We start from the raw sequence: 23,390 nt of genomic DNA on the forward strand, positions 1-23,390 counted from the left end.
CGAGCTTCTGCAGGACCTGGGCGGCGACGCCCTCGCCCTCGCGGATCAGGCCGAGGAGGATGTGCTCGGTGCCGATGTAGGAGTGGCCGAGCTGCAGCGCCTCGCGCAGGGACAGCTCGAGCACCTTCTTGGCACGCGGGGTGAAGGGGATGTGGCCGGACGGCGCCTGCTGCCCCTGGCCGATGATCTCCTCGACCTGGGCGCGCACGGCTTCCAGCGAGATGTCGAGGGACTCCAGGGCCTTGGCAGCGACACCCTCACCCTCGTGGATGAGCCCGAGCAGGATGTGCTCGGTGCCGATGTAGTTGTGCGAGAGCATGCGGGCCTCTTCCTGGGCCAGCACCACCACTCGTCGGGCTCGGTCGGTGAACCGCTCGAACATGTGCGCTCCTTACGTCTTCGGATCCTCAGCACGCGTCGTGCACGCAGCAGAGGACACAGGGCTCAACGCCCACCGACAGCCTACGTGTTCCCTGCGACAACCCCAGCGGCTGCGCTGACAGCGAACAGAGGACCGGTCCACCGGGGGAGCTCCCCGGGCGGACCGGTCCACCTGGCAGGTCAGCGGTTCTTGACCCGAACCACCACGTCACGCGAGACGAGACCGTCGGCGTCCTGCATCCGGACCCGGAACTTGACCTTCTCGGTCCGCTCCCGCACCGAGTCGCGCTTGGTCGGCAGCACGAGGTCGAACGACTTCTGGCCCGCCGCGAGCGACTTGACCAGGACGTAGGTGCGGTACCGGTACAGCGGCGCGTTGGCGCGGTACCCGCGCTGCCGCGGCAGCTTGACGTCCTTCACCTTGAGGTACGGGCCCGCCATCTTGACGAAGCCGGCGTCGAACCAGCCACGCACCGACATCGGCTCGGACAGCGTCACCCGGACCACGATGTTCTGGCCCTCGGTGACCGTGCCGCGCACCGCCTTGACCGTCATGGTCGGCTTGGGGTCGTCCTCGGTGACGAGGAGCTCGCCCACGTAGCCGTCGGTGACGACACCCTGGTCGACGTACCCCGCCACACCGAAGCGGCGGTCGAACCCGTACCGGTTGTCGGCGGTGTAGGTGAAGTCGATCGTGGCCGAGGTCTGGCCGGGGGCCAGCGTCAGCGTCCGCCAGGTCACGTCGCGGTCGTCGGAGAAGGTCGCCACCCGGACCTTGGCCGCGGAGGTGAGGGTCCCGTTGACCGTGACCGGCACCGAGGCGGACACCTGGCCGGGGCCGTCGCCCTCCTCGACCTCGACGGTGCCGAAGGAGACCTGGGCGGCCCGCTCGTCGGGGACCGCGGCCAGCGCGTCCGGCGCGGCCGAGGCGTCGAGCAGGACCACGCCGCCCGTGGCCGTGGTGGAGACGAGGGTGATGCCGGTGACCTGGGTCAGGTCGACCGCGGCCGCCGAGGGGTCCACGGTGAGCGTCTGGGCCCACCACGCCCCCTGCAGTCCGCGCGGCACCCGCGGCAGCATGCCGCCGCCCACGGGGGTCAGCAGCGCCGAGGCGCCGGAGGCGTCGGTCAGCCGCACCTTCAGGCCCGCCCTCGCGTACCGCTGGTCGACGACCGTGCGGAGCTCGAGGTCGCGGTCGCTGAGGTCGAGCGGGGCGGCCAGGCTCAGCCGTCCCTCCTGCCCGGCCGCGGTCCACCCGAAGGCGACACCCTGGCGCGGGGCCGGCGCCGCCTCACCGGGCCAGACCCAGTGCGGAGCGATGTTGCGCACGTCCTTGCCGCAGCCGGACTTGTAGTAGAACGCGATCCCGCGGCACAGCGAGGCACGGCCGGGGTCGGCGGCCAGGGTGAGCTCCTTGCCGGGCCGCAGGGTCTCGCGGCCGCCGCCGAGCGCGTGGCTGCGGGTGGCGGTGTCACCGGTCGAGGCGACGCGGACGTCCTCACCGTCGAAGAGGCCGAGGAAGCGCTCGTCACCGCGGGAGAACACGTCGACCGCACCCGCGATGAGTGCCGTGCCGGCAGCCTGCTGCTCGGTGGCGGTCAGGCGACCCGGGTTCTTCGACCCGCACTGGCGCGTCGACTCGTCGCCCCAGTCGTCCCAGGCCGGAGCCTCGGCGATTCCCGGGGTCCACTCGGTGTTGAAGTAGTTGTGGTTGGCGCCCTGGACGAACACCGAGCTCTTCAGCGAGGTGTCAGCCGCCACCAGGCCGCGCGAGACGTCGGTGAAGCGCTGGCCCTGGAGGTCGTACACGTCGCCGTCGCACGAGGGCAGCAGCGTCACGGTCGGGACGTACGGGGCGGTCTGGTAACCGAAGTCGGTGGGTGCCAGCAGCACCTGCCCGGCGATCCGGTACGGCGCGTCGAGCGGGATCTGGATCGTGGCGCGGTTGACGCCCTCGCCGCCACGGGAGTGGCCGACCAGGACCACCTGGTCGAGGTCGACCTGCTCGGCCGAGGCGCGGGTGACCCAGTGGTCGAGGTGGGCACGGACGATGCGGGCGCGCGCGTCGGCGCCGGCGTCGGCCATCTGCCAGTCCTGGGCGTTGATGCCGTTGACCCGGATCGAGACGGTCGTGTAACCCTGCGAGGCGAGCACCTTCTGGACGTAGGTGTAGCCCAGGTGGCTCGGGATCTCCTTGCGCGGGGCCCGGCACGGCCAGCGCGTGCCCCCGAAGTCGTCCGGGTCGTCGGGGTTGTAGCAGACCGAGTGGCGCCCGTGCAGGAACAGCACCAGCGGGCGGGGGCCGGTCGCGGCGCCGGGCGCCGGCGCCTCGACGTGGCCCACCATCTCGATCTTGCGGTTGGCCCCGGGCACCGCCACGGGGTCGAGCGTGTAGTCGCTGCTGACGACCTCGTACGGGCCGGGGGTCGCCGGGTCGTCCGCCAGCACGCGCGAGCCCGGGGCGAATCCGGGCGTCGCCTGGGCGACAGCACCGGCGAGCGGCTCGTCGAGCGCGCGGCCCGACAGGACCACGTCGAGGTCGGCCTCAGCGGGCTCGCGCCCGCCGAGCACGTCGACCTCCACGGTGCGGCCGTCCTCGGACAACCGCGCCCCGCTGATCTCCTGGCCGTCCAGCTCGATCGTCGGACGGTCACCGCCCATCGGCAGCAGCGTCGGGGAGGTCCAGGCGACCCGGTAGCCACCGTCGATCTCCTCGACCCGCCACTCGCCCTGGCCGACGACCTCGTCGGCAGTCCGGGCGAACGGGACGTCGTCGCCCACCGGTCCAGGGACCCCCGCCCCCGGCTCGGCCCCCGCGGACGGCGTCAGCGCGAGCAGTGGCGCGACCAGCGCCACCACCGCCAACGAACACACCCGAGTCTTGCGCATGGCTCCCCCTTCGCTCCCCGCCACCTCGGCGGTACTCGCTCATCATGGCCCGTGGCACCGACAGTCGTCACCGCGTTGGGCGAGCCTCGTCGGTCCCGGTCGCAACGTGAGACGCCGCGAGTGGCCGTCCGGTTGTCGCCCACGCGCACGAAAGGGCCCGCCGACTCGCGTCGACGGGCCCAGTGCGTCCCCGGGGGGCGTGGATCAGTTCGCGGCCTCGTACGCGGCGACGAGCTCGGCGGGCACCCGACCGCGGTCGGAGACCTCGTGGCCGTTGGCCCGCGCCCACTCGCGCACGGCCTTGGTGTCGACACCGCTGCCGGAGGCCTTCTTGGTGGCGCGGCGCGGACCGGTCACCTTGCGCGCGTGGCCGACGTAACCGGCGAACGCCTCGCGGAGAGCGGCGGCGTTGTCGTCATTCAGATCGATTTCGTACGAGGCGCCGTCGAGCCCGAAAGAAACGGTCTGGGTCGCCTCGGACCCGTCGAGGTCGTCAACGAGGATGATGCTGACCTTCTGCGCCATGAAAGTATTCTCCGATTCGATTCGAAATAGCGTGCCGGGAAAACATCGCACCTATTTCCCGCCAAATCAACTGGAGGATTGGGCGGCAATTGCAGCCGGCTGGCCGGACAGAGGGTTCAGCGGTTCCTTTCGTGCACCAGCCGCAGGCCCTGCAGGGTCAGCATCGGCTCGTGCGCGGTGAAGCAGGTGACCTCGTCCAGCACCAGGTCCACGAGGTGCCCCGTGGCGATCACGCTGACGTCGTCCGCCCGCACCCCCAGCTCCGCCACCATGCGTGCCACGATCCCGTCCACCTGCGCGGCGACACCGAAAACCATTCCCGACTGGAGCGCCTCGACGGTGTTCTTGGCAATGACGGTGCGGGGACGCGCCAATTCGACCTGGCGCAGTTGTGCACCCCGACGACCCAGCGCCTCCAACGAGATCTCGATTCCCGGCGAGATGGCGCCGCCGACATAGGCGCCGGCGGCATTCACGACGTCAAATGTCGTCGCCGTTCCGAAATCGACGACAATCGCCGGTCCCCCGTACAGGGTCGCGGCGGCCAACGCATTGATGATGCGGTCGGCACCCACCTCGCGCGGGTTGTCCATGAGCACCGGCAGCCCGGTCCGTACGCCGGGCTCGACCACCACCCGGTGCCAGTCGTTGAAGTACGCGGCCAGCATCGCGCGCCACTCGTGCAGGACCGACGGGACCGTCGCGCAGATCGAGACGCCGTCGACGCCGTCGAGCAGTCCCTCCTCGCGCAGCAGACCGCGCACCAGCACCGCCCACTCGTCCGCGGTGCGGCGCTCGTCGGTGGCCACCCGCCAGTGGGCGAGGACCTCCTCGCCGGCCAGCACGCCCAGGGTGGTGTGGCCGTTGCCGATGTCGGCGGCGAGCAGGGTCATCGGTTCACTCCTCGTCCAGGTCCAGCCCGAGGTCGAACACCCGCACCGAGTGGGTGAGGGCACCGACGGAGATGAAGTCCACGCCCGTCGCGGCGACCTCGCGGGCACGCTCCAGGGTGAGCCCTCCCGAGGCCTCCAGGAGCGCACGCTGGCCGAACTCCTCGGCGTTGATCCGTACGGCCTCCGCCATCGTCGGGGAGTCCATGTTGTCCAGCAGCACCCGCGTGCAGCCCGCGGCCAGCACCTCGCGCAGCTGGTCGAGGTCGGTCACCTCGACCTCCACCTCGATCTCGGGGTGCGCCGCGCGTACGGCCTCGAAGGCCGGCACGACCCCACCGGCGGCGACCACGTGGTTGTCCTTGACCATCGCCATGTCGCCCAGCGAGAACCGGTGGTTGACACCACCGCCGCACGCGACCGCGTACTTCTGCAGCTGCCGCATGCCCGGGAGGGTCTTGCGGGTGTCGAGGATCCTGGCGCGGGTGCCGCTCGCGGCGTCGACCCACCGCGACGTGGCGGTGGCGATGCCGGACAGGTGGCTGGCGTAGTTGAGCGCGACGCGCTCGGCGGTGAGCAGTCCACGGCTGGGACCGCGCACCACCATGACCCGCTGCCCGGGGACCACCCGGGTGCCGTCGGGGACCCGGTCGCTGACCGTGACCGCGTCGCCCAGGACGACGTGGAAGACGAGGGCAGCGACGCCGAGCCCGGCGACGACCCCCTCCTCGCGCGCCGCGAACTCGCCCGAGGAGACCTGGTCTGCGGCGATGGTCGAGTCGCTGGTGACGTCCCCGCCGTCGCTGAGGTCCTCGTCGAGGGCGTCGCACACCTGCGCGTACAGGCGGTGCGTGTCCAGGCCGGCCTCCTGCAGCTCCGCGAGGAGCGCCGCGGGCAGCAGGTCGTGGGCGGTGTACGTGGGCATCAGGCCTCCGGGAGGGTGAGCGGTGCCGGGCCGGTGTCGGTGGCCGGGACGGAGACGAACGAGAGTCCCACCCGGCCGTCGACGAGCAGGGAGTCGAGGTGGCCGCCACCGAACCGCGCGTCGTCGCGCTCGGCGAAGTCCTCACGCCAGTGCGATCCGCGGGTCTCCTCCCGCTCGAGCGCGGCCAGCGCGAGCGCCGTGGAGATGGTGACCAGGTTCGTGGTCTCCCAGGCGGCCGTGTCGGGGGCACCGGCCGGCTCGGCCGCGATGCCACCGAGTGCCTCCAGCGCGGAGCGCAGGCCGGTCTCGCTGCGGAGCACGCCCACCGAGGCGGTCATGACCTCCTGCATACGACGGCGCGCCTCGGCCGGGACCAGCCCCGGCGTACGCGCGTCGTCTGCCGCGGCGACCGGCGGCTGCGCGGCGCGCAGCTCACGGGGCAGCACCTTGGCGATGCGGCGCGAGAAGACGAGACCCTCGAGCAGCGAGTTGGAGGCGAGCCGGTTGGCGCCGTGCACGCCCGTGCAGGCGACCTCGCCCGTGGCGTACAGGCCGGGGACGCCGGTGCGTCCCCACAGGTCGACGCGGACCCCGCCCGAGGCGTAGTGCTGGGCGGGGGCGACCGGGATCAGGTCGGTGACGGGGTCGACGCCGTGGCTGCGGCAGGTCGACAGGATGGTCGGGAAGCGCTGCTCCCAGAACTCCTTGCCGAGGTGGCGGGCGTCGAGCCACATGTGCGGGTGGCCGGTCTCCATCATCCGCTTGGTGATGGCCTTGGCGACCACGTCGCGCGGCGCCAGGTCGGCCAGCTCGTGCACGCCGGTCATGAAGCGGTTGCCCTCGAAGTCGACGAGGAACGCGCCCTCGCCGCGCACGGCCTCGCTGATCAGGGGCTGCTGCCCCTGGCTGTCGGGGCCGAGGTACATCACCGTCGGGTGGAACTGGACGAACTCCAGGTCACGCAGCACCGCCCCCGCACGCAGCGCCAGCGCCATCCCGTCGCCGGTCGAGACGCTCGGGTTGGTCGACTGGCTGAAGACCTGACCGAGCCCGCCCGAGGCCAGCACCACGGCGCGGGCGTGGACGGCGCCGACGCCGTCGCGCTGCCCCTCCCCCATGACGTGCAGGGTGACGCCCGCGACGCCGCCGTCCTGACCGAGCAGGAGGTCGAGGGCCAGTGCGTGCTGGACCACCTCGATCGACGGGTCGGCGGTGACCGCCGCGATGAGCGCGCGCTGGATCTCCGCGCCCGTGGCGTCGCCGCCGGCGTGCGCGATCCGGTCCCGGTGGTGCCCACCCTCACGGGTCAGCGACAGCTCGCCGTCGTGGTGGTCGAAGTTGGTGCCCAGCGCGATCAGCTCGCGCACCGCCTCGGGCCCCTCGTTGACCAGGGTCCGGACGGCGTCGATGTCGCAGGCCCCGGCGCCGGCCACGAGCGTGTCCCACTCGTGCTCCATCGGGGAGTCCCCGGGGCCGAGCGCCGCGGCGATGCCGCCCTGGGCCCACTGCGTCGAGCCGGCCGCCAGCACGTCCTTGGTGACGAGCAGGACCTTGTCGACGTGGTCGCGCAGCCGCAGGGCGGCGGTGAGACCGGCGATCCCCGATCCGATCACGACGACGTCCGCGTCGGTGGTCCATCCGGGAGCTGGTGCGGCCAGGCGACCTGGCAGCGGGCTGGTGGTCATTGGTGAAGGTTAATGGGCGGCGTCAGCCGGCCACGCGCTCGCCGGTCGCGGCACCCACCAGGTCGCCGCGGTGCAGGGTCTCGTCGCCGAACGTGTCGGCCGGGTCCGCGCCCGTGCCGGTGATGGCGTTGTCGGCGTCGACGAAGACGACGTGCGGCTCGTACGTGAGCGCCTCGGCGGTCTCCATCTGCCCGTACGCGATGAGGATGACCAGGTCACCGGGGTGGACCAGGTGGGCAGCGGCACCGTTGATGCCGATCACGCCCGAGCCGCGCTCACCCGCGATCGTGTACGTCTCGAGCCGGGCGCCGTTGGTGATGTCGACGATGTGCACGAGCTCGCCCGGCAGCAGGTCGGCCGCGTCGAGCAGGTCGGCGTCGACCGTCACGGAGCCGACGTAGTGCAGGTCTGCCTGGGTGACGGTGGCCCGGTGGATCTTGGACTTCATGATGGTGCGGAGCACGGTTGTTCCTCTCGGTGGTCGGGCCCACCCGGTGTGGTGCCCGCCTGAGTCCTGGGGGCGCCTCAGGCGCCTGGTGCGAGCGGCGCCTCGTCGAAGGTGATCGGCAGGTTGTCGATGAGCCGGGTGGCCCCGACGCGGGCGGCCACGAGGATGCGGCCCTCGCCGACCGCCGGGGCCGGGCCGAGGTCCGGGGCGGTGAGCGCCAGGTAGTCGAGCTCGACGCCGGGCTCGGCCTTCAGCACCTTCATCGCGGCCCAGCGGGCCGCGGCGACGCCGTAGCGGGAGCGCTCCTGGGCAGCCCGCAGCGCGCGGCTCAGCGTGACCGCCACCTGGCGCTGCTCGGCGTCGAGGTAGCGGTTGCGCGAGCTCATCGCCAGGCCGTCGGCCTCACGGACGGTCTCGGCACCGACGACCTCGATCCCCATGCACAGGTCGGAGACCATCCGCCGGATCAGTGCGAGCTGCTGGTAGTCCTTCTCGCCGAAGACGGCCAGGTCGGGGCGGACCAGGCCGAACAGCTTGGCCACGACCGTGAGGACGCCACGGAAGTGGGTGGGACGGGTGGCGCCCTCGAGGATCGTCGCCAGCTCGCCGGGGGTGACGCTGACGCCGGTGTCGACCGCGTCGTGGCTGAACCCGCCGGGGTACATCTCCTCCACCGCCGGCGCGAAGACGATGTCGACGCCCTCACCCGCGCACAGGGCGACGTCGTCGTCCAGCGTGCGGGGGTAGCGGTCCAGGTCCTCGGTGGGAGCGAACTGCATCGGGTTGACGAAGATGCTCACCACCACCGGACCGGTCGTACGCGCCCGCGCGGTCGCCATCAGCGACGCGTGGCCGGCGTGCAGGGCCCCCATGGTCGGCACCAGGGCGACGGGGCCGGTGCCGGAAGCCTGCGCGAGCAGTGCTGCGAGCTCCGCGCGGGTGGAGGCCAGGACGGGCGTACGGCTCACCGCTGGGTTCCGTCGGAGAACCAGTGCTTGGGCACGGAGCGGCCCGAGGTCTCGACGTCGTCGAGGAGGCGGTAGATCTTCGCGGCCTGGATGGGCAGCAGGCGACCGTCGGCGACGACCCGCTCCAGGGTGGCGCGCGCCATCGTGACGTACGAGTCGAGGGTGCCGGGGTTGTTGTCGAGGATGTCGGCCAGGTGCGCGCGCACGGTCTTGACGTCGCCGCGGACGATGGGGCCGGTGAGCGCCTTGTCGCCGTGCTCGAGGGCGTTGTCCAGCGCCGCGGTGAGCAGCGGGCGCAGGGTGGCGGCGGGGTCGTCGGCGCCGGCCGAGGCGAGCATCTCCATCGCCTGGGTGACCAGGGTGACGAGGTGGTTGGCGCCGTGCGCCAGACCGGCGTGGTAGAGCGTGCGCTGCTCCTCGGGCACCCACATGGAGCGGCCACCGAGGTCCGCGACGAGCCGCTCGACCAGGGCGCGCTCCTCCTCCGGGGCGGTGACGCCGAAGACGCAGCCCGCCAGACGCGGCAGGTCGACGGCGGTGCCGGTGAACGTCATCGCCGGGTGCAGGGCGATGGTGCGGGCGCCGACGAGACGGGCCGGCTCGAGGACGGCGAGACCGTGACGGCCCGAGGTGTGCGCCACGACCTGTCCGGGCCGGATCGCACCGGAGGCGCTGAGCATGGTGACGACGTTGTCGAGCATGTCGTCGGGCACCGTGAGCAGCAGCAGGTCGCACGCCCGCGCGACGGCGCTGGGCTTGGCCACGGCGACACCGGGGAGCAGGTCGGCGATGCGGGCACGGGAGGCCTCGGACTCACCGGCGGCTGCGACGACGTGGTGGCCGGCAGCCGCGAGAGCAGCGGCGATGACGGCTCCGACCCGGCCGGCACCGACGACGCCGACGCGCAGGGGGGCGTCACTCAGGGGGGTGTTCATGGTTCTCCGAACCTCTCGTTCCAGTCCCACCGCCACCACGAGGGCCGTACGGGTACCAGTCGATTGCTTCGAACAGGGTCACGACGAGCGTACGACTGCCCCTTCACCTCGCGGAACTGGTTCAGGGTGTGACGTGACCCACTCGTGACACGGGAGCGGTCACTCCTTGCGCGGGACCACCCGGCGCACGGCGCGACGCAGCGGCGCCGGAACGGCCGAACGGACGCGGTGCGACAGGTCCCCCGGCTCGGCGTCCCCACCCGGCGCGACGCCCGGAGCCGGGGCCGCGGCGGCCGCCTCGGCCGCCTCCCGCTGCTCCGCACGACGCCCCTGCAGGCGCGCCGCGACCACGCTGGAGCGGGTGATCGACTCCGCCTCGTCGTACAGCTCGGCGTAGCCCACGCGCAGCTGGTCGAGGACGGCGTGCTCGGCAGGCGTGTCACCGCCGGGCTCGGCCATCCGGTTGAGCGTCTCCCACGTCTGCGCGGTGAGCTCGTGCAGCCGCCGCGGCAGGGCGAGGTCGTCCAACGTCTGGGTGACCCGGCGCAGGCTGGGGTCGATGAAGGCGTCGACCTCCGCGCGGCGGGACTCCTCGGCTCCGACCACCGTGGCCAACCCCAGGGCCTCGCCCATCGCGCCGACGCTGCCCCGCCAGTCGGTCAGCAGGTCGGCGTACCGCACGAACGCGCGCGCCGAGGCGGGGGCGCCCTCCTGCTGACGGGTGCCCAGCTCGGTGTGCAGCAGCATGTTGACCCAGCTCGCCGCCAGGTGGGCGTTGCCGAGCTTGTTGTCGTAGTACTTCTGGCGCGACCCGACGACCTCGGCCGGCGGACGCAGCATGGTCGCGTACACGGGCACCGCACCGGCGCGGTGCGCGCCGGCGCGCCACAGCTCCAGGAACCAGCTCAGCCGGGGGTCCTTGACCACGAGCTCGTGGTGCACCGCGAAGTGCGACTCCAGCCAGGTCGCGACCCGGGTACGGGCGCGCTCACGCTCGGCGACCTTGGCGGTGGCCTGCCAGGCGACCGGACGGGCGTCGCCCACCTGGACCTGGAGCTCGGCCAACCACTCGTCGTGGGCGTCGACCGCCCACTGCGGCTCGCTGAATCCCCGCGGGTTCGACTCGTCCGCCGGAACCTCGGGCTGGGGCACGTGCACGCCCAGCTTGCTCACGATCCCGGCCAGGGTGCTGGTGCCGCTGCGACCGGCCCCGACGACGAAGAGCACACGGCGCTGACCGTCGGTCTGGAGCGCGGGATCGACTGGGGTGCTCACGCGGAGTGACCCTACCGCCCGCGCGGGCTCCGAGTCGCTAGGCTCCCGCGGGTGACATGGTTCCGACGCAAGCAGCCACTGGTCTCGGTGGTGGTCCCTGCCTACGGCGTCGAGGAGTGGCTGGGCGAGGCCCTGCGCTCCTTGGTCCAGCAGAGCCACACGCGGTGGGAGGCCGTCGTGGTCGACGACGGCTCCGTCGACCGTACGGGCGAGATCGCCGACGAGTGGGCGCACCGCGACGCCCGGATCACGGTCCTGCACACCGCCAACGGCGGGCTGGGGGCCGCGCGCAACGTCGGCCTGCGCCACGTGCGCGGTGACTACGTCACGTTCCTCGACTCCGACGACGTGCTCCCGCCGACCGCGTACTCCGCGCTGGTCGGTGCACTGGAGGCCTCGGGCTCCGACTTCGCCACCGGCTCCATCGTGCGATGGGAGAACGGCCAGCTCAACGAGCCGCCGTGGATGCGCCGCCTGCACCGCCCGCCGCGCCGCGGGACCACCGCCGCCGAGCACCCCGAGATCCTCGGCGACGTCTTCGCCACCAACAAGCTCTTCCGCCGCTCCTGGTGGGAGGCCCAGCAGCTCGCCTTCCCCGAGCGGGTCCGGTACGAGGACCAGCCCCTGACCACGCGCGCCTACCTCCGCGCCCGGTTCGACGTCCTCGACGAGGTCGTCTACCACTGGCGCATCCGCGAGGACGGCACCTCGATCTCGCAGCAGCGGGCCTCCGTGGCCGACCTGCGCGACCGCTGGGAGACCAAGCGGATGGCGCTCGCCTCGGTGCGCGAGGCCGGCAACCCCGCGATCGAGGACGTCTTCCTCGACCGGGTGCTGGCCGGCGACCTGTGGCGCTACTTCCTGCTCCTGCCCGGCGCCGGCGAGGAGTGGTGGCGGATCCTGCGCGCCGGGATCCTGGAGTTCTGGGGCCGGCGCTCGCTCGTGACCAGCGGCCTGCCGCCGGTGCACCGACTCACCGGATGGCTCGTCGAGCAGGACCGCCGCGCGGACGCGGTGGCGGTGATGGAGTGGTTCGCCGGGCTCGAGGGCGGGGCGCCCCGCGTCCAGGACGCCGACTCGGGCCGCTGGCGCCTCTCGCTGCCGCACCGCGTCCTCGACGAGTCGACGGTCGCGCCGCAGGCGCTCGCCGTGCGCGACCACGAGGTCTGAACCGACACAACGAACAGGGCGCCGAGGACCACACGGTCCCCGGCGCCCTGCCGGTGTCTGGGGTCCTGCGTCAGGCGGTCCGGGCCTGGCCGCGGCCGGCCTTCCACTCGACCAGCTCGGCACGCAGCACGTCGAGCTCGGCCTCCATCTCGGCGACCCGCATGATCGCCTCGGCGGCACGGTCCTCGGAGACGCCCAGGGCGCGGGCGGTCTCGGCGCCCGTACGCTCGGCGACCTCGGCGCGGCGCGCCTCGGCGTTGAGCTTGCGGGTCTGCTCGAGCACGTGCTTCTGGGCGGCGCTCAGGGCCTCCTCGAGGGCCGAGATGGCCTCCTCGCGGTCGACGATCTTCTTGCGCATGGTCGCGGCGAAGGTCGCGTTCTCGTCAGCGCGCTGACGGGTCAGCTCGGCGTACTCCTTGGCCTGGGCGGCGCGGTCGCGCGCGGCCTCCTTGCGCGAGAGGAGCAGCTCGGAGTGAGTGATCTTGGTGGCGGCCGCGCCGGCGACGACGGCGAGCACCGCGGCGAGCGAGCTCAGCCAACCGGTGTTGACGACCACGGCCCCAGCGACGAGCACAGCGGCCGCCACGAGCAGGGAGACGGCGACGGTGATCCGGGTGCTGCGCTGGCGCCGACGCGACGCGGAACGAGACACCTGGGGCTGCTGAGACGGCTGGGAACCCATGGGGCTCAGGGTACGGCCGACTACTGCTGCGACCTAGCGCGACACGCACGCTCGAGCAGGAGCGCTGCCACCAGGACCAGACCACCGGCGAGCGTCGCCAGACCCGCGCGGGTCAGCTGCTCACCGGCCAACGACGACTCGTCGCCCAACCAGCTGATCCCCAGCCCGGCGTAACCGCCCGTGACCAGGGCGCCCACCAGTGCGCTCGCCCGCGCCAGGACCAGGCGGTTGACCGCCAGCCGGGGCTCCAGCCACTCGCCCTGCACGTGCACCCGGCGCCACGTCCACCACGCCACCCCGCCCAGCGCGCAGGCGGCCAGCAGGAGCGCCAGCGGTTGACCCCAGGTGAGCAGCGGGGCGTGGTCCCCCCACCGCTCGACGGCCCGTCGCAGGACCCAGCCGCCGACCAGGCCCAGCACGCCGAGCACGCTCAGCGCCGAGGCGGGCAGCGGCCGGAGGCGGTGCGCCCCGTGGTGCTCGGGCTGCTCGTCGTTCACCGCGCCCCCACGAGGGGGCGGCTCACTCGACCTCGAGCTCGAGGTCGTCGCGGCGCGAGATGCCCGTCTCGTCCAGGCCGGCCAGCAGGTCCGCGATCGGACCCACGCCGGGGATCGAGGCGTCGGACTCCACGTCGTGCCACGGACGCAGGACGAAGGCGCGCTCGTGCGCACGCGGGTGCGGCAGGCGCATGAAGTCGTCGTCAGCGAGTCGCTCGCCGACCACGATCAGGTCGACGTCGAGCGTGCGGGGGGCGTTGGGGACGCCGCGCTCCCGGTCGAAGGCGTCCTCGATGGCCAGCGCGCGGTCCATGATCCGCGCGGCCGGCATCGTGGTGTCGAACAGGATCACGGCGTTGAGGTAGGCACCGGAGCCCTCCGGGGAGTCGACCGGCTCGGTCTCGTACACCGGCGAGACGTCGGTGAGGAAGACGTCGGGAGTGTCCGCCCACGCGTCCACGGCTCCCTGCAGCGCGCGGAACCGCTCGCCCAGGTTGGACCCCAGTGCGACGACGACGCGTCGGATCGGGTGCATCTCACCGGTCAGTGAGTCCGCGTTGATGATGTGGGGGTTGGGTACCTCGGTCATCCTCGCCTGCCTCGCCTTCTCGTGATCGTCAGCGCCACGTCCGAGAACGTCGCCTGGATGGGTGCATCTGGCTTGTGGATCGTGACTCGCGCCCATTCAACCCGGTCGCTGGTGAGGCAGACGTCCGCGATGCGCTGGGCAACGGTCTCGATCAGGTCGACCGGGTCCCGCTCAACGGCCGCCTTCACGGCCGCGACGAGCGTCCCGTAGTCCACGGTGTCCTGCAAGTCGTCCGAGGCCGCCGCGGCGGAGGTGTCCACGCCGAGGTGGAGATCCACCACGAAGGTCTGCCCCTCGCGCTTCTCGAAGTCGAAGACGCCGTGGTGGGCGTAGCACTCGACCCCCAGGACGGCGAGGACGTCGGTGTCGGCGAACTGCTGCTCACTCATCCTTCGACTCCTCGCTCCGTGGCGTCCCGGTCCGGGACCGATCCGCCCCCACCCTGCCATGCACGCCAGTGCGACCACGCAGTGAGGGCATCCTTGGTGGCCCGCACGTCGTGCACCCGTACGCCCCACACGCCGGCGTCGGCGAGCATCGTGACCAGCGCCAGGTGGGCGGCCTCGCGCTCGTCCACGCCCCGCGGCGTGCCGTCCTCGTCGGCCAGCAGCAGGCCCAGGAAGGACTTGCGGCTGGCTCCCACCAGGACGGGGAACCCGAGGTCGCCGACCGCGTCGAGCCCGGCCAGGAGCTCCCAGTTCTGCTCGCCCGCCTTGGAGAACCCCAGCCCGGGGTCCAGGACGAGCCGGTCCGGAGCAACTCCTGCGGCCAGGATCGCCTCCACCCGGTCGGCGAGCTCGGCCCGTACGCCGGCCACCACGCCGCCGTGCTGGTCGTAGTCGGTGAACGTCTGCATGCGCTCGGAGTGGGCCCGCCAGTGCATCGCGACGTAGTCGGCACCGGTCGCGGCGACCACGGACAGGATCTCCGGGTCGGCCAGGCCGCCGGAGACGTCGTTGACGACGCGTGCGCCGGCGCGTACGGCCTCGGCGGCCACCTCGGCGCGCATGGTGTCGACCGAGACGGTGGCACCGTCCGCGGCGAGCGCGGCGATCACCGGGACGACCCTGTCGAGCTCCTCGGCCAGCAGGGGCCGGGTCGCGCCCGGACGGGTCGACTCGCCCCCGATGTCGAGGATGTCGGCCCCCTGGGCCAGCAACCGCCGGCCGTGCTCGACGGCACGTTCGGTGTCGGCGAACCGCCCGCCGTCGGAGAACGAGTCCGGGGTGACGTTGACGATCCCCATCACCCGGGGCGGGGTCGGGGCCATCAGCGCGAGCTGTGGATGAGGGACATCGCCTCGGAACGCGTCGCCGCGTTGTGCATCACGCCCCGCACGGCGGAGGTGATGGTGCGGGCACCGGCCTTGCGTACGCCGCGCATCGTCATGCACAGGTGCTCGGCCTCGATCACCACGATGCAGCCGCGCGCCTCGAGGATCTCCATGAGGGCGTCGGCCACCTGGGTGGTGAGGCGCTCCTGGACCTGCGGACGCTTGGAGTAGACGTCGACCAGCCGGGCCAGCTTGGACAGGCCGGTGATCTTGCCCGACTCGGCCGGGATGTAGCCGACGTGCGCGACCCCGGTGAACGGCACCAGGTGGTGCTCGCACATCGACCACAGCTCGATGTCGCGGACCAGCACCATCTCGTCGTGGCCCAGGTCGAAGGTCGTGGTGAGGACGTCCTCGGGACGCTGCCGCAGCCCCTGGGTCAGCTCGGCGTACGCCCGGGCTACACGCGCCGGCGTCTCGAGCAGACCCTCACGCTCGGGGTCCTCCCCCATCGCGTGCAGGAGCTCACGGACGGCGGCCTCGGCCCGCGCGTGGTCGAACTCGGGCACCTCGGAGGAGTCGCGCTCGGCCAGGCTGATCGGGTCGGTCACTGCTGCTCCGCGGAGTCGTCGTGGCCACCGAGGGCCGGGGCGGGGGCCACAGGGGCCGTGACGGAGGACTGCTTGGCGGCCTGGGCCGCCTGGGCGGCCTCCTCCAGGGCCTTGGCGCGGTCGCGGATCTCCTGGGGGATCTCGACCGGGGGGATCGTCGAGGGGATGCGCGTGTCGGAGCCGGTCCAGGCGGGACGGCGGGGACGACGGCGCAGCGGCTCGAAGATCTCGGCGACGGCCTCCTTGTCGAGGGTCTCCTTGTCCATCAGCGCCAGCACCAGCGCGTCGAGGACGTCGCGGTTCTCGACGAGGATGTCGAAGGCCTCCTGGTGGGCGTTGCCCAGCAGCGTCTTGACCTCGGCGTCGACCTTGGCGGCCACGTCCTCGGAGTAGTCGCGCTGGTGGCCCAGGTCGCGGCCAAGGAAGGGCTCGGAGTTGGACTCGCCCAGCTTGACCGCGCCCAGGGTCTCGGTCATGCCGTACTGGGTGACCATGGCCCGGGCCGTCGCGGTGGCCTTCTCGATGTCGTTGCCGGCGCCGGTGGTCGGGTCGTGGAAGACGAGCTCCTCCGCGGCGCGCCCGCCGAGCATGTAGGCCAGCTTGTCGAGCAGCTCGCTGCGGGTCTGGGAGTACTTGTCCTCGTCGGGCAGGACCATCGTGTAGCCCAGCGCGCGACCGCGCGGCAGGATCGTCACCTTGTGCACGGGGTCCGTGCCGGGCAGCGCCGCGGCGACCAGGGCGTGGCCGCCCTCGTGGTACGCGGTGATGAGCTTCTCCTGCTCGCTCATCAGGCGGGTACGGCGCTGCGGGCCTGCGATGACGCGGTCGATCGCCTCGTCGAGCGCAGCCGTGGTGATCTGCTTCTCCGAGCTGCGCGCGGTGAGCAGCGCGGCCTCGTTGAGCACGTTGGCCAGGTCGGCGCCGGTGAAGCCGGGCGTACGACGGGCGACGGTGAGCAGGTCGACCTCGGGGGCGATCGGCTTGCCGCGCGAGTGCACCTTGAGGATCATGTGGCGGCCGTTGAGGTCGGGGGCGTCGACCTGGATCTGGCGGTCGAAGCGGCCCGGGCGCAGGAGCGCCGGGTCGAGCACGTCGGGGCGGTTGGTCGCCGCGATCAGGATGACCCCGCCGCGCACGTCGAAGCCGTCCATCTCGACCAGCAGCTGGTTGAGGGTCTGCTCGCGCTCGTCGTGACCGCCGCCCATGCCGGCGCCGCGGTGACGGCCCACGGCGTCGATCTCGTCGATGAAGACGATCGCGGGGGCGTTCTCCTTGGCCTGCTCGAACAGGTCGCGGACGCGGGAGGCGCCGACGCCGACGAACATCTCGACGAAGTCGGAGCCGGAGATCGAGTAGAACGGGACGCCGGCCTCGCCGGCCACCGCGCGGGCGAGCAGCGTCTTGCCGGTGCCGGGCGGGCCGTACAGCAGCACGCCCTTGGGGATCTTGGCGCCGACGGCCTGGAACTTGCCGGGCTCCTGCAGGAACTCCTTGATCTCGGAGAGCTCCTCCAGTGCCTCCTCGGCGCCCGCCACGTCGGCGAACGTCGTCTTGGGCATGTCCTTGGTGATGAGCTTGGCCTTGGACTTGGCGAACTGCATCACGCCGCGGCCGCCACCGCCCTGGGCCTGGTTCATCAGGAACAGGAAGAGCAGCATGATCAGCGCGAACGGGATCAGCGTGACCAGCAGCGAGCTCAGCACGCCCGGCTGCGGGTTGGTCGAGTTGGCCTTCTCGATGGTGCCCTTGGCGACCTGCTCGTCGACGGCCTCCAGCAGCGTCTGCTGCTGACCCTGGATGTAGGAGGCGACGACCTTGTCGTTGCCCTCGCGCACGCCCTTGTCGAGGACCGCCTGGATCTCCTGGTCGTTGTCGACGAAGGTGATCTCCTTGACGTCACCGTCGGCGATGTACTTCTGCATCGTGGAGGTCTCGACCTCGTCGAACCCGCCGTTGGGCGAGAAGAACTGGAAGGCGAGCAGCACGGCGAGCGCCGCCAGGACGACCCACAACCACGGGCCCTTGAACAATCGCTTCACGAAGGCTTCTTTCCGCTCCAGACCTACCGACCAGCAGTGTGGCGACGTTACACGGCCGGGCCAGCACGACGTACGCCCCGGACCGCGCTCAGCGCGACTGCCCGGTCATTCTCGCAGGCCGGGAGAAATCGGCACCAGTACGTCCGGGCGTGCGCCCGCCCGGCGCCGCTCAGCTGTAGACGTGCGGCGCGAGCGTGCCGATGTCGCGCAGGTTGCGGTAGCGCTCGTTGTAGTCGAGGCCGTAGCCGACGACGAACTCGTTGGGGATGTCCCAGCCGACGTACTTGGGCTCCACCGGCATCGACAGGGCCTCCGGCTTGCGCAGCAGGGTCGCGATCTCGACGCTCGCCGGGTTGCGGGTGCTGAGGCTGTTGACCAGCCACGACAGGGTCAGGCCGGTGTCGATGATCTCGTCGACGATGAGGACGTCACGACCCGAGATGTCGGTGTCGAGGTCCTTGAGGATCCGCACCACGCCGCTGGACTTGGTGCCCGCGCCGTAGGAGCTGATCGCCATCCAGTCCATCTCGAGATGCACCGGCAGCGAGCGGGCGAGGTCGGCCATCACCATGACGGCGCCGCGCAGGACGCCGACCATCAGCAGGTCACGCCCCTCGTAGTCGGCCGCGATCTGCTGGGCCATCTCCGCCAGCCGGGCCTGGATCTGCTCCTCGGTGAAGAGCACGTTGACGAGGTCGGATTCGACGTGGGACGCGTCCATGTCCTGAAGCCTAAGGCGTGCCGACGACCCCTTGTCCACCCGGCCCGTTCAGCGGGGAGCCGGCACGACCTCGATCACACCGTCGCGGCGCACGGCCCGCAGGTGGCCCGGTAGGTCCACCCACTTCTGGCCGCGCCACGCGGTGACCAGCGCCTCCACCGACAGCACGTGCGCCCGCGTCACCTCCTCGGCGGGTGCCCCCGCCGCCAGGACGGCCCGGCGCAGCACCCGGCGGCGCAGGGCGTCGGGCAGGCCGACCAGCGCCTCGGCCCCCAGCACGCCACCCAGGGAGTCCCACGCCTCGTCGGCCAGGTCGTCGAGCAGGTCGGTGTCCTCGCGCAACGAGTCGGCCGTACGCGCCAGCGCCTCGGTGATGCCCGGCCCCAGCTGCTCCTCCAGCACGGGCAGCACCCGTTGCCGCACCCGCACCCGGGCGTACCCGGGGTCGTCGTTGTGGGGGTCGTCCCAGGGCTCGATCCCCTCCGCCGCGCACGCCGCCAGGGTCTGCGCGCGGCGCACCTCCAGCAGCGGCCGTACGAACGGGCCGAAGCCGCGGCGCATCCCCGCGATGGACCGTCCCCCCGAGCCGCGCGCCAGCCCCAGGAGCACCGTCTCGGCCTGGTCGTCGAGGGTGTGGCCCAGCAGCACCACCTCGGCCCCGACGTGGGCGGCCATCTGCTCCAGCACCGCGTACCGCGCCTCCCGCGCCGCCGCCTCCGGGCCGCGGCCGCCCGCGACGTCGACCCGGACCCGCGAACGGATCGTCTCGTCGACGCCGATCTGCGCCATCTGGGCCAGCACCCGGTCGGCCTGCAGGTCGGAGCCGAGCTGCAGGCCGTGGTCGACGGTGGCCCCCACGACGCGCAGTCCCAGCGCGCGGGCCTCGAACACGGTGGCGGCGCACAGCGCCAGCGAGTCCGCCCCGCCGGAGCAGGCCACCACGACCGTGGTCCCCGGATCCAGCGGCGCCAGCGCCCGGCGTACGGGACCGCGGACCGCGGCCACCGGCGGCGGAAGCGTCACAGGACCCGCTTCATCCACAGGGTCGGGTCGTGGATCTCCTCCTTGGAGGGCAACGCCTCCGGACCGCTCCAGATCGTGTTGAACGACTCCATGCCGGCGGCGTCGACGACGTGGCGCACGAACTTCGCGCCGTCGCGGTACTGCGCGGTCTTCTGGTCCAGACCCAGCAGCCGCCGCAGCAGCCGGTCGAGCGTGCCGACCCCGCCGCGGCGCTGGTTGAACGCCTTGCGGATCTGCGGGACCGTGCGGATCACGTCGGGCGCCACGTCGTCCATCACGACGTCGGCGTGCCCCTCCAGCAGCGACATCACGCCGGTGACCTGGTCGAGGACGGCGCGCTGCTCCGGGGAGGAGACGGCGTCCAGGAGGCTGCCCTGGTCGCTGCGCAGTGCCTCGGAGACGCGGCGGACGTTCTCCTCGAAGCCGGTCTCCTGGATGGTCTCGGCGATCTGCTCCATCAGACCCAACAGGTGGTCGCGCAGCCACGGCACCGCGGTGAACTGCACCCGGTGGGTCTCCTCGTGCAGGCACACCCACAGCCGGAAGTCGCTCGGGTCGGCACCGATCTCCCGCTCCACGTGGACGATGTTGGGCGCCACCAGCAGCAGGCGCCCCGCGGGGTCGTGGAACGGGTCGAACTGGCCGAGCACCTTGCCCGACAGGAAGCCCAGCAGGAGGCCCACCTCGGTGCCCGTCACGCGCGAACCGATGGCGTGGGTGAGCGGGCCGCCGGTGCCCTTCTCGGAGAGCTTGCGGGTGATCGGGTCGAGGATCGTACGGAAGCCGTCCGCGTTGGCCTGGACCCAGCCGGCGCGGTCGACGACCAGGACCGGGGCGGTGTCGGCAGGCGCCCGCAGCCCGGTGAAGTCGCCGACCAGAGCGGTGGAGCGACGGGCACCCGCACGCAGCTCGGCGACCGCCTCCGCGGCCTGGGCACCCGTGACCTCGGGACCGCGTCCAGCGAGCCGGGAACCCACGGTCACGGCGAGCTTCCAGTCGACCATCGCACTCATGGCCAGACCCTATCCCCGCGCGCTCAACCCGTCCGCGTGCACGAGCAACCCGCCAGCGCGGTCGCCAGGGCGTCCAGCCCCGCCTCGGCGTCCAGCGCGCGGGACGGGTCGACCCGGTCGGCGGCGGCGACGAAGACGAGGACCTGGCCGTCGGCGTCCAGCACGGTGCCGGCCAGGGAGTGCACGCCGGTCAGCGTCCCGGTCTTGGCGCGAACCAGACCCTGCCCCGACGGGGAGGCGGCGAAGCGGTCGTACAGGCTGCCGGTGAAGCCGGCCACGGGCATCCCCGTCCAGGCGGCGCGCAGGCCGGGGTGGGTCGCGGCGGCCGAGACCTGGAGGGTGTCGACGAGGGTGGCGGTGCCGATCAGGTTGTCGCGTGACAGGCCGGAGCCGTCGTACAGCTCGGTGCCGGCGACGTCGACACCGAGACCCCTGAGCGTGGCCAGCGTCGCCCGGGCCCCCGCCTCGAACGACCCCTCACCGTCGACGGCGAGCCCGACGTGGTGGCCGAGCAGCTCGGCCCCCTCGTTGTCGCTGCGCGCGACCACGGTCTCGACGACGTCTGCCAGCGGCGCCCCCTGGACGGAGGCGAGCTGCTCGGCGCCCGCGCGCCCGGGGCGCGGCTTGCCCACCACGGTGACGCCGGCGGCGCGCAGCTGCCGGGCGAAGGCCGCCGCGGTGGCGGCGGCCGGGTCGTCGGCGCGGCCGTACCCGCCGGCCTCGCGTCCCCCGTCGAGCATGAGGGCGCCGATGGGCGCGACCACGTCGTCGGGGACGTAGTCGGGGCGCCAGTGCGAGCTCGCGCCGGGGCCGGTGAACAGGGAGTCGTCGTAGCGGAGCCTGACCTTGACCTGGCCGGCACCCTCGGCTCCCTGCTCGAGCAGGGCGGCACGGACCTGGACGGCGAGGGTGGCGAGGTCGGCACGCTGCGGGTACGTCGTGGCGACCTCCTGCGCGGGGGTGGCCGACTCGGAGAGGTACGGGTCCCCGCCGCCCACCAGCACGATCTCGCCGTCGGTCGCGCCGGAGGCGACGGTGGTGGTGAACCGGTGGTCGGGGCCGAGCACCTCGAGGGCTGCCACGGCGGTGAGGACCTTGGTCGTCGAGGCCGGGGTGAACGCGTCGGGCCCGGTGCTCCAGGCCTCCCCGTCGAGGGTGGCCACGCCGACCGCGATCCTGCGGCCGAAGGCGTCGTCCTTCACCGCGCGGCGCAGGGCCGTACGGACCGCCGCAGCGTCGAGGGCACCCGCGGCGGGCGCGGCCGCGGCGACCGGGGACGGGGTGCTGGCGGCGGGCAGCTCGAGGCCGGCCGGCGGCGCCACCTGCTCGGGCTGCGTGGCCGGGTCGGCGGCGAGCCAGGGGAGGTGGCTGGGGCCCAGCTGGAAGCGGTGCGCGGCGACCGCTCCGGCCAGCAGGAGGAGCACCGCGAGCACGGGGGCGAGCAGGGCCGCGCGTCGCGGACCAGTAAGGTGACGTGTGTCACGTCCCACAGTTTTCGCCCTCCTCGCTTCGTGCCCGAAGGCCATTGTGAGGGACACTGGCCCAGGCCTGCGCCCCGGGGACACCGGACGACCGAGAGTCGGCGGGCCGACGAATCATCTGCCTCGAGACTCGGGGCGCCGAGACCTGGAGGATGAAGTTGCTCGAGTTCGACGTGGTGGTGGAGATCCCCAAGGGCGAGCGGAACAAGTACGAGGTCGACCACGAGAGCGGCCGCATCCGCCTCGACCGGATGCTGTTCACCTCGACCGCGTACCCGACCGACTACGGCTTCATCGAGGACACCCTGGGCCTCGACGGCGACCCGCTCGACGCCATGGTCATCCTGCAGCAGCCGACCTTCCCGGGCTGCATCATCCGCTGCCGCGCGATCGGCATGTTCCGCATGACCGACGAGGCCGGCGGCGACGACAAGGTGCTGTGCGTGCCGGTCGACCCGCGCATGGACCACCTGCGCGACATCAACCACGTCTCCAAGTACGACCGCCTGGAGATCCAGCACTTCTTCGAGGTCTACAAGGACCTGGAGCCCGGCAAGTCCGTCGAGGGCGCCGACTGGGTCGGCCACTCCGAGGCCGAGGCCGAGGTCCACGCCTCCTTCGCCCGCTTCAAGGAGACCGGCGGCCACTGAGCCCCGCTCCGCACGAGAGGCCCGCACCGGCTGGTGCGGGCCTCTCTGCCTTTGGTAGGGCTCCCTGTGCGGGAGGGTCCGGCTCAGGACTGGATCGTCGCGCTCCAGCGCACCGAACGAGTTGTTGTACAGGTTGGCCACGCTGGGGCGCGCGGCCACCGAGAGCACCGGACGGGCGCCGCCGTCGGAGATGGCCTGCAGGTTGGCGGTGAAGTCGCTGGAGGCGACCGGGTCGAAGAGCACCGCGCCCTTGAGGGCCGGGTACCCGTTGGCGTCGAGGCGGGCCCCGACGACGCTGGCGAAGTGACCGCCCGCGGAGTGACCGCCGACGATGTAGTTGACCGGGAGCGCCTTGCCGTTCGGCGGGGTGAGGGCGCGGGCGGACAGGACGTCACCCAGCGCGTTGCCGAGGTCGGGGTTGCCGGCGGTCATGTCCCCGTTGACGCACAGGACCATGACGCCCTTCTGGGCCACGGCCTTGCTGGTGCCGCGCAGGTTGGCGCAGTCGCGGGAGAAGCCGTGGTTGAGCAGCATCAGCGCCGAGGCCTGGCCGTTGGGCAGGTACCAGTCGACGCTGTAGGAGCTCCCGGCGATGGCCAGGGTGCTGTTGACGCACGTCGACGACGAGGACGAGTAGTTGGTGCACGCAGCGGCCGCCTGGGCGGCCGGGGCCGAGACGGCGAGGCCGGCCACGACCAGCGCGGCCGATCCGAGAAGTGC

General features: G+C 72.4%; 23 protein-coding genes and 1 pseudogene. 2 read left to right on the plus strand and 22 right to left on the minus strand.

Features of this window, described 5'->3' with window-relative positions; genetic code table 11:
- From ACI379_RS15285 to ACI379_RS15330, 10 genes are all read right to left on the minus strand, one after another.
- The coding region (locus tag ACI379_RS15285) for a Clp protease N-terminal domain-containing protein (RefSeq protein ID WP_439792967.1) at positions 1-382 on the minus strand (382 nt) is incomplete at its 3' end.
- Between the two features lie 179 nt (positions 383-561).
- Entirely contained in the window at positions 562-3,270 is a 2,709-nt protein-coding gene (locus tag ACI379_RS15290; protein ID WP_439792968.1) for a hypothetical protein, read from the minus strand.
- Positions 3,271-3,474: 204 nt separating this feature from the next.
- Positions 3,475-3,795 (minus strand): histone-like nucleoid-structuring protein Lsr2, encoded by a 321-nt coding sequence (locus ACI379_RS15295; RefSeq protein WP_439792969.1) that lies wholly within the window; start codon positions 3,793-3,795, stop codon positions 3,475-3,477.
- Between the two features lie 116 nt (positions 3,796-3,911).
- Entirely contained in the window at positions 3,912-4,688 is a 777-nt protein-coding gene (locus ACI379_RS15300) for a type III pantothenate kinase (protein ID WP_439792970.1), read from the minus strand.
- 4 nt (positions 4,689-4,692) lie between these two features.
- Entirely contained in the window at positions 4,693-5,610 is a 918-nt protein-coding gene (gene nadC, locus ACI379_RS15305) for a carboxylating nicotinate-nucleotide diphosphorylase (RefSeq protein ID WP_439792971.1), read from the minus strand.
- The gene (locus ACI379_RS15310; RefSeq protein WP_439792972.1) at positions 5,610-7,295 is read right to left on the minus strand and encodes an L-aspartate oxidase; all 1,686 of its coding nucleotides are present in this window, start codon (positions 7,293-7,295) and stop codon (positions 5,610-5,612) included. The genes nadC and ACI379_RS15310 overlap by 1 nt, the downstream gene beginning before the upstream one ends.
- A gap of 22 nt (positions 7,296-7,317) precedes the next feature.
- Entirely contained in the window at positions 7,318-7,758 is a 441-nt protein-coding gene (panD, locus tag ACI379_RS15315; protein ID WP_439792973.1) for an aspartate 1-decarboxylase, read from the minus strand.
- Between the two features lie 62 nt (positions 7,759-7,820).
- Entirely contained in the window at positions 7,821-8,711 is an 891-nt protein-coding gene (panC, locus tag ACI379_RS15320) for a pantoate--beta-alanine ligase (RefSeq protein WP_439792974.1), read from the minus strand.
- Positions 8,708-9,646 carry a Rossmann-like and DUF2520 domain-containing protein gene (locus ACI379_RS15325; protein ID WP_439792975.1) on the minus strand — a complete coding sequence of 313 codons (939 nt, stop codon included), beginning with the start codon at positions 9,644-9,646 and terminating at the stop codon, positions 8,708-8,710. The genes panC and ACI379_RS15325 overlap by 4 nt, the downstream gene beginning before the upstream one ends.
- Positions 9,647-9,805: 159 nt before the next feature.
- On the minus strand, positions 9,806-10,921 hold the full coding sequence (locus ACI379_RS15330) for a sulfotransferase family protein (protein WP_439792976.1): 1,116 nt from the start codon (positions 10,919-10,921) through the stop codon (positions 9,806-9,808).
- 51 nt (positions 10,922-10,972) lie between these two features.
- On the opposite strand from ACI379_RS15330, the gene ACI379_RS15335 reads away from it, so the two are divergent.
- Positions 10,973-12,091 carry a glycosyltransferase family 2 protein gene (locus ACI379_RS15335; protein WP_439792977.1) on the plus strand — a complete coding sequence of 373 codons (1,119 nt, stop codon included), beginning with the start codon at positions 10,973-10,975 and terminating at the stop codon, positions 12,089-12,091.
- Positions 12,092-12,161: 70 nt separating this feature from the next.
- Here ACI379_RS15335 and ACI379_RS15340 read toward each other — a convergent pair whose 3' ends face one another.
- The 11 genes from ACI379_RS15340 to dacB all read right to left on the minus strand — a co-directional run bounded on the left by ACI379_RS15340 (position 12,162) and on the right by dacB (position 21,972).
- Positions 12,162-12,773 (minus strand): hypothetical protein, encoded by a 612-nt coding sequence (locus ACI379_RS15340; RefSeq protein WP_439792978.1) that lies wholly within the window; start codon positions 12,771-12,773, stop codon positions 12,162-12,164.
- Between the two features lie 20 nt (positions 12,774-12,793).
- Positions 12,794-13,270 carry a DUF3180 domain-containing protein gene (locus tag ACI379_RS15345; protein ID WP_439792979.1) on the minus strand — a complete coding sequence of 159 codons (477 nt, stop codon included), beginning with the start codon at positions 13,268-13,270 and terminating at the stop codon, positions 12,794-12,796.
- Between the two features lie 22 nt (positions 13,271-13,292).
- On the minus strand, positions 13,293-13,859 hold the full coding sequence (gene folK / locus ACI379_RS15350; RefSeq protein WP_439792980.1) for a 2-amino-4-hydroxy-6-hydroxymethyldihydropteridine diphosphokinase: 567 nt from the start codon (positions 13,857-13,859) through the stop codon (positions 13,293-13,295).
- On the minus strand, positions 13,856-14,248 hold the full coding sequence (gene folB, locus ACI379_RS15355) for a dihydroneopterin aldolase (protein ID WP_439792981.1): 393 nt from the start codon (positions 14,246-14,248) through the stop codon (positions 13,856-13,858). Before folB ends, folK begins: the two co-directional genes overlap by 4 nt.
- Positions 14,245-15,129: a dihydropteroate synthase gene (folP, locus tag ACI379_RS15360; protein ID WP_439792982.1), complete on the minus strand. Its 885-nt coding sequence runs from the start codon at positions 15,127-15,129 to the stop codon at positions 14,245-14,247. The genes folB and folP overlap by 4 nt, the downstream gene beginning before the upstream one ends.
- Positions 15,129-15,644 carry a GTP cyclohydrolase I FolE gene (gene folE, locus ACI379_RS15365; protein WP_439792989.1) on the minus strand — a complete coding sequence of 172 codons (516 nt, stop codon included), beginning with the start codon at positions 15,642-15,644 and terminating at the stop codon, positions 15,129-15,131. The genes folP and folE overlap by 1 nt, the downstream gene beginning before the upstream one ends.
- A gap of 95 nt (positions 15,645-15,739) precedes the next feature.
- Positions 15,740-17,782, minus strand: a complete 2,043-nt coding sequence (gene ftsH, locus ACI379_RS15370; protein ID WP_439792983.1) for an ATP-dependent zinc metalloprotease FtsH — start codon at positions 17,780-17,782, stop codon at positions 15,740-15,742.
- A gap of 169 nt (positions 17,783-17,951) precedes the next feature.
- The gene (hpt, locus tag ACI379_RS15375) at positions 17,952-18,503 is read right to left on the minus strand and encodes a hypoxanthine phosphoribosyltransferase (protein ID WP_439792984.1); all 552 of its coding nucleotides are present in this window, start codon (positions 18,501-18,503) and stop codon (positions 17,952-17,954) included.
- Between the two features lie 48 nt (positions 18,504-18,551).
- Positions 18,552-19,526, minus strand: a complete 975-nt coding sequence (gene tilS / locus ACI379_RS15380; RefSeq protein WP_439792985.1) for a tRNA lysidine(34) synthetase TilS — start codon at positions 19,524-19,526, stop codon at positions 18,552-18,554.
- Entirely contained in the window at positions 19,523-20,539 is a 1,017-nt protein-coding gene (locus tag ACI379_RS15385) for a zinc-dependent metalloprotease (RefSeq protein WP_439792986.1), read from the minus strand. The genes tilS and ACI379_RS15385 overlap by 4 nt, the downstream gene beginning before the upstream one ends.
- A 23-nt stretch (positions 20,540-20,562) precedes the next feature.
- The gene (dacB, locus tag ACI379_RS15390) at positions 20,563-21,972 is read right to left on the minus strand and encodes a D-alanyl-D-alanine carboxypeptidase/D-alanyl-D-alanine endopeptidase (protein WP_439792987.1); all 1,410 of its coding nucleotides are present in this window, start codon (positions 21,970-21,972) and stop codon (positions 20,563-20,565) included.
- Positions 21,973-22,172: 200 nt separating this feature from the next.
- Here dacB and ACI379_RS15395 point away from each other — a divergent pair, with 200 nt between their 5' ends.
- The gene (locus ACI379_RS15395; protein ID WP_439792988.1) at positions 22,173-22,670 is read left to right on the plus strand and encodes an inorganic diphosphatase; all 498 of its coding nucleotides are present in this window, start codon (positions 22,173-22,175) and stop codon (positions 22,668-22,670) included.
- 93 nt (positions 22,671-22,763) lie between these two features.
- Here ACI379_RS15395 and ACI379_RS15400 read toward each other — a convergent pair.
- Positions 22,764-23,204 (minus strand): annotated as a pseudogene (locus tag ACI379_RS15400) (alpha/beta hydrolase fold domain-containing protein); the annotation flags it as partial.
- Positions 23,205-23,390 lie beyond the last annotated feature (186 nt).

Source organism: Nocardioides sp. (genome assembly GCF_051876515.1).
GTDB lineage: Bacteria > Actinomycetota > Actinomycetes > Propionibacteriales > Nocardioidaceae > Nocardioides.